Source organism: Paenibacillus sp. FSL R7-0340 (assembly GCF_038002205.1).
In the GTDB taxonomy this organism is placed as follows: Bacteria; Bacillota; Bacilli; order Paenibacillales; family Paenibacillaceae; genus Paenibacillus; species Paenibacillus polymyxa_B.
The window spans coordinates 1-16633 of sequence record NZ_JBBOBY010000003.1 but is presented as its reverse complement, the minus strand read 5'-3'; the positions used below and the strand labels follow the sequence as shown (position 1 = coordinate 16633).

Here is a 16633-nt window from a genome sequence, read left to right as displayed (position 1 = left end):
GATATGTCTACATACTAGGATTTGAAGCCACTGCCGTTGTTCTCACGCCTCCCTTAATATCTAAAATAATAGAATTGACCACTGGTGACTAACTTGCCAGTTTTGAGGCATATCTTACCATATTGGTGGGATATATTACTATATGTTTTTTATATTTTTAGAAAAAATAAGGGTAACATCACATATAGATTCCATGGAAATGTTATGAATTTACTAGATTATTTTTGAAAACAATCGAAGGGGAATGGGAGAATGCGAGATTTAATGATATAATCTGCATTGGAATTGTTGAGGTTTCACAAACATGTAAAATGCCTAAGGCAAAGGAGTCGATTATGTTGGCAAAAACATTGATTTTCGGGCATAAAAATCCGGATACGGATACCATTTGCTCAGCTATTGCTTATGCAGACTTAAAAACCAAACTGGGCGCGGACGTAGAGCCGGTTCGTCTGGGCGAGGTGAACGGGGAAACGCAGTATGCACTGGATTATTTCAAAGTGAGCGCGCCACGTCTAGTTGAGCAGGTTGCTGCTGAAACGGACAACGTCATTTTGGTCGATCATAATGAGCGCCAGCAAAGCGCCGCTGATATTGACAAAGTACGTGTAACTGAAGTCATCGACCATCACCGGATCGCTAACTTTGAAACAAGCCAGCCGTTATACTTCCGCGCTGAGCCAGTGGGTTGCACAGCCACCATTTTGAACAAGCTCTACAAGGAAAATGGTGTAGCGATTCCGAAAGAAATCGCAGGTCTAATGTTGTCCGCGATTATTTCCGATTCCCTGTTGTTCAAATCCCCAACCTGCACGGATCAAGACGTGGCTGCTGCTCGTGAACTGGCTGAAATTGCTGGTGTGGATGCAGATCGTTACGGATTTGACTTGCTTAAAGCGGGGGCTGATTTGAGTGGTCACACCATTGAACAGTTAGTAAGTCTGGATGCCAAAGAATTTCAGATGAATGGTCGCAAAGTGGAAATTGCTCAAGTGAACGCAGTAGACGTCAACGATGTGCTATCGCGTCAAGCTGACCTAGAAGTTGCATTATCCCAAACCATTGAGGCCAAAAATCTCGATCTGTTCCTGTTCGTTGTAACAGACATTGTGAACAGTGATTCCATTGGTATTGCCCTGGGAAGCCAAGCACAAGCGGTTGAGAAAGCCTATAATGTACAGTTGGATGACAACAAGGCTGTTCTAAAAGGCGTTGTATCGCGAAAATCGCAAATTGTGCCTGTATTGACTGACGCTTTTAACAGTTTGTAAGGATAAAAAATAAGCCTCCTGAACCCCTGCATAATGGCAGTGGAAGCAGGAGGCTTATTTCTATTTCTTCAGTTCTGCCAGGACGTCTCCGATGCGGAATTCAAATGCCAATTTCAACTGATCGCTCATCAGGTGCCAGGCGTTTTCAGCTACAGCGAGATCGCCGCTATGGGTAAATGCATGTGCGGCACCCATGTATTTTTTATACGTCACGGGCACATCTGCTTCAATCAGCCGTTTGGCGTACAACTCGGCTTCGTCAGCCAAGGAGTCCAACTCCGCGGTTATGATCAGAGCAGGAGGGAGATTATGTAGTGATTCTGCAAAAAGGGGGGAAACTAACGGATTCCGCGCCTCATCTGGTGAGTGCAGATAACTTTCATTAAAGATTTTTGCTACTCGTGGCGGAATCGCTTTCTCGAATTGGGGCTTCAATTTGGGATCTGTAGCAATATCTAATGGTGGGTAATCCAGTACCTGATATATAATCGGAAATTCCTTGCGATCCCGGGCCATAAGACACAGCGCTGCCGCTAGATTACCACCTGCACTGTGTCCCCCGACCGCAATGCGTTGAGGATCTACGTTGAGCACATCAGGATGCTCGTACAACCATTGGGTCACATCATAGCTTTCCTGTAGCGGGATAGGGAATTTATGCTCCGGGGCCAAGCGATAATCGACATTAACGACAACGCAATTCGCACGTTCAGCAATGACCGGACACCAGGGATCATCCATTTCGGCGCTGCCCATTACAAAGCCGCTGCCATGGAAATTCACAAATACAGGGAGTGGATCAGCAGACCGGTGAGAAGGTTCATATACAATCACCCTGGAGTCACCAACAGAGGTGGGAATGATCCTTTCTTTCCGATGTACTTTGGGAGAATGCGAAGGTTTGAAATCGGACGCAGCTACCATTCTGCCAGCCGATATGCGGGCAAGTTTGACGAACAGTTTTTGTCTCAGTCTTCGCACCATTTTTCTCTCTCCTCTCTGGAGTCGGTTAGACGTGAACCTTTGACATCTTCAAACGCAGAACGTACGCGTGACAAATAGGTTTGGAACTGACAGATTTCCGACTCACTAAAGTCTGACATCAGACGTGAAGCCAGCCCTACGAAAAAGGGGTCCATCTGTTGAATTTTACTTCTTCCTTTATCGTTCAGGGACACGAACACTCCCCGCTTGTCATTGGGATCGTCATATTTATTAATGAATCCCTCTTGTTCGAGAGAAATAACCATAGAACTGATTGCTGCCCGGCTTACCCCCATCTTTTCAGCCAAAGCAGAAGGAGATGACATTTCATCTTTTTGCGCTGAAAGTACACAAAGCGCGATATATTGCCCGTAGGACAGACCAAATTCACGCGAACGTTTTTCCATGTTTTTACGTATTTCATACGTTATGGAAAATAAATCTACCAAAACACCAATCGGTTTATTGCCACCTGGAAAGAGATTATAGGCCAGTTGACGAATTTCGGAGTCCAAAAAAAAGAACATGCGATCCACCTCGATGTAGTTAATTAGTTAACTGTAATTTAATTAACCACTGGTTGCAATGATTTATACAAACTTTGTTCCGCATTTTTTTGAAAATATATCTGTAAAACGTCACATCCAGGGGCCGATACACTGATCGGGGCCCTGATTCACAAAGGCTTGTATGGAGGGCTGACGCAGGGTACGTCCTTCTTGCCACCGCCATTCACTATATTGAACCTTGGCGGTATACATGGGTTTCACCCAAAATGCGTCTTGATGCCGATCCGGTTTATTGCTAAAAGGTCGCTCCGATATGGTATGTGGTAGCAGGCGCTCGGTAAGCTGACGCCAATCTTCCCGAGTCAGCTTACCCGTCCCCACATGCCCGATATAGCGCAGCATTCCTTGTTTATCATATTGGCCCAGCAACACAGCATTGATAATGCCTCCGTTTAGGGTATAGCCACCGATAACGGCAATGATATCGCCATAATTTTTGACCTTGAGCCAACGTCCGTCCTTTCCGCCCAATGTGTACGGACTATCCAGCTTTTTACACACAATGCCTTCCATTCCTTGGCTGCACATGACCTGAAATAGAGCTTGTCCATCAGGATGAGCGGGAGCTAGTTGAATCCGTTCATTCGGTATGATGATCTGATGCAGCAGTTCAAGCCTTTCCTGTAACGGTTTAAGATGAACCCACTCCCCGTTCAGATAAACAATATCAAACAACATGTAAGTAGCGGGTACAGCTTCATAGGCTGACTGAACTCGATCCGTCCGACGAATCAGATCCCGTCGCATAATTTCATGGAACGATGGCTTACCGTCGGCACCGAGTGCGATCATTTCCCCGTCCAATATGACCGAATCAGCCTTACAGTAGGAGGGGAAGAGAGCAAGCTCCGGGTATAAAAGCGTTCGTTCGTGCTGCTTGCGGTTGAACAGACGTGTGCCGCCCTGGTCGTGATACGTCAAAATTCTCGTACCGTCCCATTTTATTTCGTAACGCCAAAGGCCCGGATCTACAGGTACTTTTTCGCTCAGTTCCGGTTCAAACGGGATTACAGGTTTTAATTCCGTACGCAACGCAGCACCTCCCTTGCCTTCATTGGAATAAATATAGTGTCGACGATAGATCCTATTTTATGTATCGGGATTTTGAAAAATTCGATTCCAGTCGCTCCGAAGTGCAAGATATAGACGAACTAAACCATTTCGATCTATATCTTGTTCATTGGAAGTCGCTTATGGGATTTTTGCAAAATCCTCGTATGTGATGTTTCGCTGATTCTTAAATAGGGGAATGATAAGGATATCTAGCGTCGGCATGAAGTGATTGCAGTAATTCGTTAGCATGGAGTTGTAACGGGATTTTCTTCAGTCAGAAAGGAGATTGGTTTCATGAGACAAATTCGCGAGGAGGACCATGCAGTAGTCATGGTGGATGATGGACAGGTAGTTGCAGAAGTAGGCTATAAATCCATAGATGACCACTCATTGGTCATTGACCATACATTTGTATCCGAGCAGTTACGGGGTCAAAAAATCGGCAAGGAGCTCATCGACCGAGTGGTTGATATGGCAAGGAATCAGCATAAAAAGGTTATTCCTGCTTGCTCGTACGCGCTTGCTCTGTTCAAGCGCCATCAGGAATACAGTGACGTATGGCAGCAATGAATATGGATCATCAAGGCTGCTTAATTGCATAACCGATACAACACCGGAGCGGGTAATCAGACCTTCCCGGTGTTTTTTTGTGTGTATAAAGCTTGTAAAATCAATGCATTCTACCGTTGATATAGGGAAGTAAAGGGCTATTTTCAAATGTTGAAGCATATTTTCTGACAGATGGCTGTGAAATTGTTCATACTGTTGTCACTTCACAGGCTGTCCATGAGTTCTATATAATATATTATGGTTATGACTACAACAGTAACGAAAACCTGAATTTAACGAAGGAGACGCTCATGATGAATAAAGCGAGTGAGGACAAGCAGTACGTTCCAACGAGCAATCGTAATTTTACAGCCTTGATTATCACCGTTTCCATTATAGCCAACGTGATTATTTTGCTGCTGTTCTTTTCGCCGATCGGATACCAGGGTAGTGTGAGTTTTGATCTCACTATTTTCCCAAGGCTGAATGCGATTTTTAACAGCTTCACATTTATTTTTCTGGTGGCTGCACTGGTTGCTATTTTCAAAAAGAACATTAAGCTTCATAAAACCTTTGTTTTGCTGGCCTTCGCCAGTACCGTTTTATTTTTATTTTCCTACCTGACCTTTCACTACATTTCGCCGGAAACTGCAAAATATGGTGGGGTGGGTATCCTTCGGCCGATCTACTTTACGCTGTTGATTTCGCATAGCATACTGGCTGCGATTATTGTACCGCTAGCACTGTTCACAGTTGTATGGGGATGGACGATGCAGGTAGCAAAACATCGTAAGATTGCGCGCTGGACGATGCCAATTTGGCTATATGTGAGCTTGACTGGGGTACTGGTGTACGTTTTCATGGCCCCATACTATTAATAGATGTGAACCCTTTGCGGGTTGATTTAGGAAAATGGCGTCTCTGCTGAAGAGGCGTCTTTTTTGTATCCAATAAAAGAAAAATTATTCCTTCTAAATTTATTTTATTGAAAAAACGTTCCTTCTTTAGCGGTATTTCTGCTATAATTTGCCTTAATCAACTAAGAACAAGGGGGTCACCATGTGACAAAGAAAGCGAAAGGCAGGTTACGGTTGCTTGTATCTATGCTGGCGCTGGTTGTACTGCTGAGCAGCTGCGGTGGTGGAGGATCAAAGTCGGAAAAGGTTGACGGAGGGAAAGTAACACTGCAATTTTGGACCATTGCACTACAACCTACATTTACCCCGTATTTCAATCGGGTGATTGCCGATTATGAGCAGAAGAACCCCAATGTCAAAATTGACTGGAAGGATTACCCTTATGATGCAGTGACCAACAAGCTGTTGACAAGTATCGCTAGTAACAGCAGTCCGGATGTAGTCAATCTCAATACAGAATTTGCTAGCCAAATGGGCTCCAAGGGTGCTGTTGTTGATATGAATGAGCATTTGTCGCCCGAGGAAAAGGCTGCTTATTTCGAGGGTATTTATAATTCCACAGTCATTAACGGTAAAGCTTATGCGCTACCCTGGTATACCGGTACAGAAGTGCTTTACATGAATACAAAGCTGGTCAAAGCCGCCGGATTGGACCCTGCTCATCCGCCCAAAACCCGGGAGGAATTGTCTGATTGGGGCCGTCAAATCAATAGAAAAATTGGCAAAGCAGGCTATGCTCAGCAGCTTGTATCCAAGCTTTTCGCTGTGGACGGCATTCCTATTCTAAATAAAGAAAAGACAGCAGCGGCGTTCAATACACCAGAAGCAGTCACTATGATTGATAATCTAAAAAAACAGATGGAAGATGGCGTTGTACTCAAGGAAGACGCTGACTTCTCACAACAAGTGAAATATTATGCCGGCGAGCAGGTTGCTTTCGAGCTGGCAGGCCCAACGTTCATCAATTTTATCAAAACGGCAGCGCCGGATGTTTATAAGAACACAATTGCTGTTCCTGTCCCAACCGGTAAAGCTGATGTGCGGCTCTCCAACTCCATGGACCTGGTCGTACCTGCTAAGTCTGCACATGTGGACGAAGCAGTGAAATTTGCTGTTTTCTTGACAAACGCAGAGAGTCAAACAGCTTTTTCTAAAGCGGCGAATACACTACCTTCCACGAAAGACTCCATTAAAGATCCATATTTTACTCAGTCTGACAAATCATTAGAAGCACAAGCCAAGGTAGTATCCGCGCAAAGCTTGGATAAGGCGACAGATTATATGGTCGGTGTGCCTAATGCCAAAGATGTGAACAGTGCCATCGCGCGAGCTTTGCAAAATATTGTATTGAACGGCACGGATACGAAGCAGACGCTTACTGCCCTAGAGCAGGAAGTGAACGATATTTTAAAGCAATAGGTTTGACAGGGGAGTAAGTGAATACTCCCCTGTTCATTTATCAAAATCAGGTGGTGATGCAGCATGATCAAATGGTTAAGGTCGGAGTCCTTTACGGCCTGGGCCTTTATGACGCCAGGACTGTTATTGCTTGCCGTCTTTGTATTTTGGCCTATTATTTACAGCATCCCGCTGGCATTGACAGACTACTCTGTCATATCAGATACCCATTTTGTCGGCTTGGATAATTTTGAAGCGGCGTTTAAGGACCGTAACTTTCTTATTTCAATTTGGAACTCATTGTTGTACGTGCTCATTGTCCCCTTTCTCCAAATTTTCTCCATCCTGATGGCTGTGCTTGTGAACAGCCGTATCCCGGGAATTAAAATATTTCGTACGTCCTACTACATCCCTGTTGTGACTTCGATGGTAGCTGTAGCCTTAATTTGGAGCTGGCTATTGGGCAATAACAGCGTAGTGAACTACTTGCTCATGCAGGTCGGCTTGATTAGCAAAGACATACACTGGTTATCGGACAGCAACTTGGCCTTGTATGTACTGATGTTCATCACAATGTGGAAGGGACTCGGGTATTATATGATGCTCTATCTGGCTGGATTACAAAATATTCCTCAAGATCTGTACGAAGCCGCTAGAGTCGACGGAGCAAGCCGATGGCGTCTGATTGTTCATATTACTCTTCCACTGTTAAGACCTTACGTTTTGTTCTGTACCCTTATATCACTCATGTCAGCTATTCGTGTATTTGATGAAGTATATGTACTAACCAAGGGTGGACCGGGAACGGCCACGTTGACATCCAGCTTGTATATTTTTCAAAAGGGCATGGAGCAGTTCAATTTTGGATATGCTTCTGCGCTTGGCTTAATTGTCGGTGCAATGATTGCCGTACTTAGTATTATCGTATTCCGATTCAATAGGAAAGGCGGTGTCAATCCCTATTGATGAATCTAAAGGATGACAAAATGCTACGCTCATCTCTTCCTAAAAAGGAAAGCAGCCGCATCATGCGCAGTCTTGCTCGAATGCTGAGAATGACGGTCATCTACGTGCTTCTAGTGCTACTCGCCCTCTTTTTAATGGGACCGTTCCTATGGCTGCTCAGCGTATCCCTCATGCCAGGTCGTAACATTTTTTCAACGCCGCCCGCTATTTTTCCGACCTTTATCGATTTCGACAACTATGTTCAGGTGTGGCAGTTCATGAATTTTCCAAAGTATATGCTGAATACGGTCATCATTACGGTGTTGGGCGTTGTGCTCAATGTGGTACTCGCCAGTCTGACGGGATATCCCTTGGCTGTATTTCGTTTTAAGGGTAAAAATCTGGTGTTTACGCTGCTGATTGCCACGATGATTATTCCTTCCTACACCGCATTTATTGTGCATTATCTGACCATTCAAGGGCTCCATCTGGGCAATACATATTTGGGTGTGGTGTTGCCCGGGGCAGTCTCCGTGTTCAACATTTTTCTAATGCGACAGACGTTTATTCATATCCCCACTGATGTGCGTGATTCCGGTAAAATGGACGGCGCTTCGGAGTTTCGAATTTGGTGGCAGCTGGTGCTTCCGCTGGTCAAGCCGGCGCTCGCTGTAATTTCTCTGTTGGAGGCGATGTCGTTCTGGAACAGCTTTCTGTGGCCTATCGTTATTTTAAACGATACGGAGCTATATCCGCTGGCAGCTGCGCTCACGTATCTCAACGGTCAATTTGCCTATAACTTCGGTTGGATTGCTGCAGGCACAATGATTTCGGTACTGCCGATCATTATATTGTTCCTGTTTACACAGCGCTACTATATGGAAGGTTTGGCGGGAGCGGTAAAAGGATAAGCCAGTAGTCATGGCTACGAAGAGCCTGTGAATGGAAGGAGATGATTGCGATGAAATTGTCCAAAGGAATGGGGCCTCATTCGGGTGTAGGGTTATCACCGCAGGAGATACAATATTATTTTCGTGATGTGTATGACAGCGGGGAAAGGCTGGTTATCTCCGAACCGCGTCTGATCTGTGAACTGTCCTCTCGCTTTGCAATGAATCAGGAGTATGAAGGTGTGCTGGACCCCGAGGGACCGATCAAGCTTATTGTGCCTCCAGGACCGGGTGTACCGACTGAAACACGGGGAAGCGTGCAGTTGGTGCTCGAATATGACGGAACGCTTGCTGCAGACGGATATCGGTTGGACATTCAGAAGGACGGGCGGATTGAAGTCCATGCTTCCAATAAAAGAGGGCTCAAATACGGCATGGATGCCCTGCATCTCCTGCTTCAAGTGGAACAGGAGCGATGTACTCTGCCGGTGATGTCTATTCGGGATGAGCCTTCCTTCCCGGTCAGAGGAATTATTGAGGGCTTCTATGGGAAACCGTGGAGTTTCGCGGATCGGATGGATGCTGTCCGTTTTATGGCTGCGCATCGGATGAACACGTTCATGTATGCCCCCAAGGATGATCCATATCATCGTGAGCTATGGAGAGAGTCGTACCCTGAGGATACGTTTGCCCAGATCCGCGAATTAAAGGAAGCCTGCGAACGGCATGAGATTGATTTTCATTACTGTATCAGTCCAGGGAACGACCTAAGCTTTGGCAGCGATGAAGATTTCCTTAAATTGACGGAAAAGCTAGCGGACGTGATTGCGATTGGCGTACGTCATTTTTCTGTATTAATGGATGATATTGATTATGTACTCAAAGGGGAAAATCGACATTTGCTGGGCCGCTCGGGTCACGCTCATGTCTTTTTGACGAACAAGGTTCACACATGGCTGGCTGAACGGCTGCCTGAGTTTACACTGACAGTCTGTCCTTCGGAATATTGGTCGTATTGGGATACCGAATACAAAAAGGACTTCCGTGAGCGGCTGCATCCGGAGATTAAGGTGTTCTGGACGGGGTACTTTGTTTTTGCCCCACAGATTAGTCGCGAGCACGCCGCTGATAATCATGCGTTCTTCGGACATGAGCTGTGGCTGTGGGATAACATCCCGGTGAATGATTGTGACCATGATCGGTTATTCCTTGATCCGCTGCGCGGACGGTATTCCGGGCTACCAGACTGTGGACATACCGGTATGGTGGCCAACCCGATGAATCAGTGGGAATGCTCCAAAGTGACGCTCATTACGATGTCCCACTATATGTGGAACAGTGAACGGTATATGCCTGAGCTATCTTGGCAATGGGCTGCGCGGGAGTTAGCGGGAGAGCGTGCGGATGAACTGATGTTTTTCTGTCGTCAAAACAGGAACAGCCGACTGGGCGGCAGCGCGTATGAGGACGTGGATCTTGCTTTGCAAATGCGCGATATCCCTGCGCTGGATATGTACTTTGAGCGGCTGCTTCAGACCGTGAGCGTCCTACGGAACGTGCCTGCTGATGATCCGGCGGCAGGTTTCGTGTCCCAGGCCGCATCGTGGCTGGAACGTGCCGAGCTGGACGCAGGCCTGTGGCATGTGCTGCGCCAAGCTGCGCTCAGTGGCGAGCGACAGGACGATGCACATTCAAGGGGAAGCAGCACGCCGAGCAAAGCAGTTGGCGGGCAAGAGCCGTCGCCTCTGACGGACGAAATTGCAGGAGAACTGCGACGCGGTATCACTGCTTGCTTAGAAGCGGAGGCTCGGCTGGGTAGCAATCCGGCGATCCGTGCTGCCGCGCAGTGGGGTTATGTCGATCAGGACGAACAAGGCAAATATCGACTGATCTTGTGAGTGTTTGCGATGGATTATGAAACCAAGGCAGCATAGCTGCCCTGAAAATAATCATTTGCCGTTAGGATAACGGTAATTTTCAGGAGAGGTGGAACGTACGGTGAAGTCAAACACCCGATTACTTTTTATACCGCTAGATGAGCGGCCCTGTAATTATCAATTTCCTTATTTACTGGCACAGGGTACAGACTTGGAAATGGAGCGACCCCCATTAGAATGGATGGGACAAAAGAAAACCCCTGGCGATACGACCAGACTATGGGCATGGCTCGAAGAACGCGCGGCTACTGCTGATGGAGCCATTGTTGCGATGGATACGTTGCTGTACGGAGGAATCGTACCTTCTCGACTACACGGTATGTCGAGCGAGCAGGTCAGAGATAGAGTGAATCGGCTTCGCAGGCTAAAGCAACTATATCCGCAACTGACTCTGTATGCATTTCAACTAATTATGCGTTGTCCGCAATACTCTTTGGCTGATGAAGAACCGGATTACTATGCCGATTGGGGGCGTGAGATATTCCGAAAGGGCTTCATTGAGCATCGTCAGGAGCTGGGGATCGCTACCGCTGAAGAGTTGCTCGAATTAGCTGATATAAACGAGCGTTTGCCAATGGAAATACTGGATGATTACTTGGGGCGTCGCCATGTGAATTTGGAGGCTAATGAAGTTGCACTGGATCTCGTAGCAGAAGGTATCATTGATTTTATGATCATCCCACAGGATGATTCGGCTCCCTACGGCTATACCGCCAAGGATCAGCAGCGGCTAAGAAGTCGTATTTCTGAGCTTGGGCTGGATTTGAATGTATACATGTACCCGGGGGCAGATGAAGTGGGTTGTACGTTGCTGGCTCGTTGGGTTAACAAGATGAATAATGTAGTCCCACTGGTGTATCCCCGATTGTCTGCTTTGCAGGGGGCATTCGTAGTTCCGCTTTTTGAAGATCGCTATTTTTACGAAACCTTAAAATATCAGATTATGGCGGCAGGTGGGCTGATAGCTTCCTCGGCAACGGAGGCTGATTTGATTTTGTTGGCTAACACACCCGGTGACACGATGGCAGAGGCTTCATCCCAGCAGCGTGCAATGACCGGATATGATGTACATCGGAATGTAGTAGAGCTGGTTGAGTACGGTTCTTATATGCTGCAATATGCAGGTCAAAATGTTGCAGTTGCTGATGTGGGCTACGCCAACGGCGCAGATCTCAAGCTACTTAGACTATTAAAGCAAAAAGGACTGCTTTTTAAGCTGGCAGGTTATGCAGGCTGGAATACCAGTTCTAACACGCTGGGCACCGTCATTGCTCAGTCCATGCTGTATACCCACTATGGCTCTACGGAGGAACATTTGGATTTTCTGTCGCTGCGCTACGCCGAGGATGCCTGTTATTGCGCTGTGGTACGTACGGCTATGAATAACGGGATTGTGGAGCAGATGGGTTTTACCAAGTTTATGCTCGATGGACCGAGAGGCTCGGTAGCTGCGGTTATTCGTGGACGGCTGGAGCAGGCACTCAATGAATATGTGAACGGGCCGGAAGGTTGCGTGGAAATTATAGATTGCTACATGCCGTGGAACCGCACCTTTGAAGTCGGATTAACCGTACGGCATCATGCCGAGAAGAGAGGGTGATTCCTATGGGAATGGAAGGTGTATTATCCAAAGTTCAGCACGGACTGATCGTATCCTGTCAGGCGCTCCCAGGCGAACCGTTACATGGAGCAGATTCTATGGTCAAAATGGCGCATGCCGCACAGCAAGGTGGAGCTGTAGCGATTCGCGCCAATGGCGCATCGGATGTACGTGCGATTAAACAGGCGATTTCTCTACCAGTGATTGGCTTGATTAAGCGGGATTATGATGATTCTGATATTTACATTACGCCCACCCTTCGTGAAATGGAGGAACTGGTGGAGGCAGGGGCGGATATCATTGCGCTGGATGCCACATTACGACCGCGCCCAGCGGGATGTAAGCTGAAGAGGCTCCTAGATTATGCCCATGAGCAGGGAGTCACTTCCATGGCAGACATATCGACACTGGAGGAGGCGCTTCATGCGGCCTCCCTTGGCGCAGACTGCGTATCCACCACGTTATCCGGGTATACGCCGTACTCTACTCAGATTGAGGGTCCTGATCTGGAGCTGGTTCGGAGAGCGTCGGAACTGGTTCCTGTTCCTTTAATTGCAGAGGGCAAAATCTATGATCCAGCGCAGGTTGAGGAAGCATTCCGAATGGGAGCACATGCAGTGGTTGTAGGCTCGGCGATTACCAGACCCCAATTGATTACGCAGCGGTTTGCCGATGCCGCAAGGAAGGCAGTGAAATGCATCTATGGAGATGAACGACCGAATTAACACGTATTATCCTTCATTAACGAAATCGGAGCAGAAAGTCGCCTTATGCGTACTGGAGCATCCCGCAGATATCATATATTTCTCCGTGACGGAGCTGGCGGATTTTGCAGGTACAGGCGAAACGACGGTGATGCGCTTTTGTCGGAAAATTGGTTTCAAAGGTTATCAGGATTTCCGACTGTCCCTGGCACAAAACCAGACTTATCGTAAAACCGATATGGGCGAGGAGAACATCGACCCAGATGACGAACAAGATATTACGCGTACGGTGTATCACAACATGCTCGATATTTTGCACTCCAGTATGGGACTGCTGGACCATTCAGAGCTTGGTCGTGCGATTGCGTGTCTCGATCAAGCGGGCTATGTTCAATTTTTCGGCGTAGGCGCTTCGGGAATTTCTGCGCAGGATGCTAAAAACCGTTTCTTACGGATCGGGCGTCGCGCCGAGGCTGTGGCAGACGGACATATTCAGTCGATGATGGCGGTGTCCATGAACCCGGGTGATGTGGCTATCGGCATTAGTGTATCAGGAAGTACGCTGGATACGAACGATATGCTGCACAAAGCCAAGCAAAACGGTGCAACTGTTATCGCAATTACGAATTATGCCAAATCACCCATTACCTCCATTGCAGATATCGTGTTGCTGACCGCGGGCAAGGAAGCGCCGATAGAAGGTGGCTCAATCGGCGCTAAAATCTCACAACTATTCGTGATTGACCTCATCTGCGAAGGGCTTGCTCGCAAGCACACGAATCACACCAAACAGATGAAGGAAAAAACAGCGAGGGCGGTTATTGAACGAAGTTATTGAGATTTTTCAGTTGTGAATTGAAAACTGTGCGCTCTGACAGTTCAATGACTTGTGTTTGTGGTGCATATGAATGGCTATTTCATGTATTGCTACTAAATAGAAGGTTTGTAAAAAGAGCTAGTAAGCTTTTATGTGGGGCAACAAGGAGGTTGGTGTGGTGGCAGCTGCTGTGAACAGAGTCATTGGAATCGACATTGGGGGCACATCGGTGAAGGCCGCCATAGTGGCACGGGACGGATCGGTGCTTGATGAAATCCGGCTGGATACGGACGCTTCCCGTGGACGTGAATGGGTGTTGTCGCGGGTGTCAGAATCTGTGCTCGGATTGTTGCGTTCTTTTGGAGATACCAGCATCGGTGCCCATATAGATGTAGGCGCTCTAGGCATTGCTACTGCTGGCCGAGTAAATGTGGAGAGCGGCGAAGTTGTGTATGCCACAGATAACCTACCTGGCTGGCAAGGTACATCCTTGGTAACGTGGGCTAGAGAAAAACTGGCTTTACGAGCGGTTGCTGATAATGATGCGAACGCCGCTTTACTTGGAGAAGCGTGGCAGGGAGCGGGGAAGGGCAAGCGACGCTTGGTGATGCTCACGTTGGGAACAGGTGTCGGAGGTGCATATATGGAAAATGACCTCTTGTGCAGAGGGGCTCATTGGAGCGGCGGTGATTGGGGGCACAGTATTCTATTCCCGGGGGGACATCCCTGCAATTGTGGAAAAAAAGGGTGCGCCGAGCAATATGTATCGGGGAGCGCCTTGTTACGTCGAGGTAGGGAACACGTCGGTAAATTGTACCGCTCAGGGAACGAGATTGTGAAAGAGGCCGCTCACGGTAACCAGGAAGCAATCCAGGTGCTGGATGATTACACCGCAGATTTAGCTGTGCTTCTATCTAATATCTCGGTGCCTCTTGATCCTGAGGCAATCATTGTAGGCGGAGGAGTAGCGGACGCGGGAGAGGTCTGGTGGCCCATGCTGGAAAAGCATCTGCACCAACTTGGAGTTCAAACGGAAGTAAGTCGGGCATTGTTGGGCAACCGCGCTGGAATCATCGGCGCTGCACGGCTTGCTTTTGAAATGACCGAGTCCTAGTACAAGAATGAAAGGGGAACGAACCATGACGCAAAAACGGCTTGATACCGACATTGTTGTGATTGGCGGAGGTCTGGGGGGGACATCGGCAGCTCTTGCGGCGGCGAAGGCTGGCATGAGAGTCATCGTGACGGAGGAGACGGATTGGTTAGGGGGACAGTTAACTTCACAGGCGGTTCCCCCAGATGAGCATCGATGGATCGAGCAATTTGGCTGCACAGCAACATACCGTGAGTTCCGTAATCGTGTGCGTGACTATTACCGTCAGAACTATCCGTTAACCGAAGAAGCACGGAATAATCCCATTCTCAACCCTGGGAACGGTTGGGTAAGCCGTCTGGCCCATGAACCACGGGTAGCTCTGCGGGTGCTTGAAGATATGCTCGCTCCCTATTTGAATACGGGGCGCGTTCATGTATACTATCACACCGTGCCTATTGCCGTTCAGACGGATGGGGACTGTATTACTTCTGTAACTGTCCGTACCTCGAATAGCTCTGATCATAAGTGTGGATTTAGAGTGCTGCACGGAACGTTTTATCTGGATGCGACAGAGTGTGGTGATCTCCTTCCAATGGCGGGCGTGGAGCATACGAGTGGAGCGGAGTCGCGGGCTGCTACGGGTGAACCTCATGCACTGGAGTGTGCTAACCCTTTTGATATGCAATCTATCACACATGTGGCTGCCGTAGACTATATTCCCCAGGAAAGCTTCATTATAGAGCGCCCGCAACAATATGATTTCTGGAGAAATTATATTCCTTCCTTTTCCCGTTTTCCGATTTTGAGCTGGTTTGCTACTGACGCGGATGATACCAGTAAACTAAAACAGTTCACATTGTTTCCTAACGATCAGGGCATTGTATCCTTATGGGATTATCGTCGTATTGTAGATTCCTCGATATGGAGCGAACCGCTAAATGATGGTGAGGTAACTCTTTTAAACTGGGCGCAAAATGATTATTACCTAGGGCCATTGATCGGTGTCACCGCTCAGGAGCAGGCAAAACATCGAGAAGGAGCGCGTGAGTTGACTCGTTCATTAATATATTGGCTTCAAACCGAAGCGCCCCGATTAGATGGAGGGTTCGGCTATCCGGGAATTCGACCACGGGGTGATATTCTCGGCACATCTGACGGTCTGGCTAAAACGGCTTATATTCGCGAGTCACGCCGAATTCAGGCCAAGTATATGATATCTGAGTTTGATGTAAGTCGTGAGCTTCGGGGGGAAGAGGGGCCAAAGCGATATACAGACAGTGTAGGTGTAGGTAGCTATCATTTGGATCTTCATCCAACTACGGTATCTCAGCGAACATTCTACATCCCTAACTATCCCTATGAAATTCCATTGGGCTCACTTATTCCGGTGAGAGTGCGCAATTTACTTCCTGCCTGCAAAAATATAGGGATGACCCAAATAGCCAATGGCTGCTATCGATTGCATCCTACAGAATGGAATATAGGAGAATCAGCGGGAAGCCTGGCGGCTTACTGTGTCTCCAACGAAGTATATCCCATTGAAGTGAGCCGATCAGCAGAGCATCTTGGATGTTTTCAAAATGTTCTTCTTCGCCAAGGTGTGGAACTGCACTGGCCTGCAGAGGTATTCGAGCCAGAGGGAGTCATCAGCTAATGAAGGGGCAACTAGCCCCTCGACTGATTTAAATGAGCTGAAAGATGAACGGATTTATTCTAAAATAAAAAAACAAAAAAAGTGCTTGCTAAGTTGCTTGGCTTTATGATATATTATTTGAGCTGACAACAAAACAGCAGTTTCAAAAGCGAAAAGCTTGGGTGAAACGATCTTCGAAAAAAAGAAAAAAAATAACCCTTGCATTTTTGAAACGAACATGATATGATCTTATAGCTGCTGAAAAACGCG

General features: G+C 47.4%; 15 protein-coding genes. 12 read left to right on the top strand and 3 right to left on the bottom strand.

Annotated features, from left to right (window positions below):
• The first annotated feature begins 335 nt into the window (after window positions 1-335).
• Entirely contained in the window at window positions 336-1271 is a 936-nt protein-coding gene (locus MKX59_RS26105) for a manganese-dependent inorganic pyrophosphatase (RefSeq protein WP_269321404.1), read from the top strand.
• Window positions 1272-1331: 60 nt separating this feature from the next.
• Here the strand turns inward: MKX59_RS26105 and MKX59_RS26100 are convergent, their stop codons facing one another.
• From MKX59_RS26100 to MKX59_RS26090, 3 genes are all read right to left on the bottom strand, one after another.
• Complete coding sequence (locus MKX59_RS26100; RefSeq protein WP_053324455.1) at window positions 1332-2255, bottom strand: alpha/beta hydrolase; 924 nt, start codon at window positions 2253-2255, stop codon at window positions 1332-1334.
• The gene (locus MKX59_RS26095; protein ID WP_069080762.1) at window positions 2240-2782 is read right to left on the bottom strand and encodes a MarR family winged helix-turn-helix transcriptional regulator; all 543 of its coding nucleotides are present in this window, start codon (window positions 2780-2782) and stop codon (window positions 2240-2242) included. Before MKX59_RS26095 ends, MKX59_RS26100 begins: the two co-directional genes overlap by 16 nt.
• 111 nt (window positions 2783-2893) lie before the next feature.
• Window positions 2894-3856 (bottom strand): ATP-dependent DNA ligase, encoded by a 963-nt coding sequence (locus MKX59_RS26090; RefSeq protein ID WP_069080761.1) that lies wholly within the window; start codon window positions 3854-3856, stop codon window positions 2894-2896.
• 315 nt (window positions 3857-4171) lie between these two features.
• Between MKX59_RS26090 and MKX59_RS26085 the strand changes: the two genes are divergently transcribed.
• The 11 genes from MKX59_RS26085 to MKX59_RS26035 all read left to right on the top strand — a co-directional run bounded on the left by MKX59_RS26085 (window position 4172) and on the right by MKX59_RS26035 (window position 16384).
• Entirely contained in the window at window positions 4172-4447 is a 276-nt protein-coding gene (locus tag MKX59_RS26085) for a GNAT family N-acetyltransferase (RefSeq protein WP_013308402.1), read from the top strand.
• A 290-nt stretch (window positions 4448-4737) separates the two neighbouring features.
• Window positions 4738-5304, top strand: coding sequence for a DUF420 domain-containing protein (locus tag MKX59_RS26080; RefSeq protein ID WP_013308403.1), 567 nt, complete (start codon window positions 4738-4740; stop codon window positions 5302-5304).
• Between the two features lie 183 nt (window positions 5305-5487).
• Window positions 5488-6762, top strand: a complete 1275-nt coding sequence (locus MKX59_RS26075; RefSeq protein ID WP_023986647.1) for an ABC transporter substrate-binding protein — start codon at window positions 5488-5490, stop codon at window positions 6760-6762.
• Between the two features lie 63 nt (window positions 6763-6825).
• Window positions 6826-7707 (top strand): carbohydrate ABC transporter permease, encoded by an 882-nt coding sequence (locus MKX59_RS26070; RefSeq protein WP_013308405.1) that lies wholly within the window; start codon window positions 6826-6828, stop codon window positions 7705-7707.
• Window positions 7707-8597, top strand: coding sequence for a carbohydrate ABC transporter permease (locus MKX59_RS26065; RefSeq protein ID WP_023986649.1), 891 nt, complete (start codon window positions 7707-7709; stop codon window positions 8595-8597). The genes MKX59_RS26070 and MKX59_RS26065 overlap by 1 nt, the downstream gene beginning before the upstream one ends.
• A gap of 50 nt (window positions 8598-8647) precedes the next feature.
• Window positions 8648-10474 carry a protein O-GlcNAcase gene (locus MKX59_RS26060; protein WP_340859406.1) on the top strand — a complete coding sequence of 609 codons (1827 nt, stop codon included), beginning with the start codon at window positions 8648-8650 and terminating at the stop codon, window positions 10472-10474.
• Between the two features lie 100 nt (window positions 10475-10574).
• Window positions 10575-12113, top strand: a complete 1539-nt coding sequence (locus MKX59_RS26055) for a DUF4127 family protein (protein ID WP_076265096.1) — start codon at window positions 10575-10577, stop codon at window positions 12111-12113.
• A gap of 5 nt (window positions 12114-12118) precedes the next feature.
• The gene (locus MKX59_RS26050; RefSeq protein ID WP_076265095.1) at window positions 12119-12838 is read left to right on the top strand and encodes an N-acetylmannosamine-6-phosphate 2-epimerase; all 720 of its coding nucleotides are present in this window, start codon (window positions 12119-12121) and stop codon (window positions 12836-12838) included.
• Window positions 12816-13655, top strand: a complete 840-nt coding sequence (locus MKX59_RS26045; RefSeq protein ID WP_061832131.1) for a MurR/RpiR family transcriptional regulator — start codon at window positions 12816-12818, stop codon at window positions 13653-13655. Before MKX59_RS26050 ends, MKX59_RS26045 begins: the two co-directional genes overlap by 23 nt.
• A 130-nt stretch (window positions 13656-13785) precedes the next feature.
• A complete protein-coding gene (locus MKX59_RS26040) occupies window positions 13786-14748 on the top strand; it encodes an ROK family protein (RefSeq protein ID WP_076295752.1) in 963 nt (320 codons plus the stop codon).
• A gap of 25 nt (window positions 14749-14773) precedes the next feature.
• Window positions 14774-16384 carry an FAD-dependent oxidoreductase gene (locus MKX59_RS26035; RefSeq protein ID WP_254349109.1) on the top strand — a complete coding sequence of 537 codons (1611 nt, stop codon included), beginning with the start codon at window positions 14774-14776 and terminating at the stop codon, window positions 16382-16384.
• Window positions 16385-16633 lie beyond the last annotated feature (249 nt).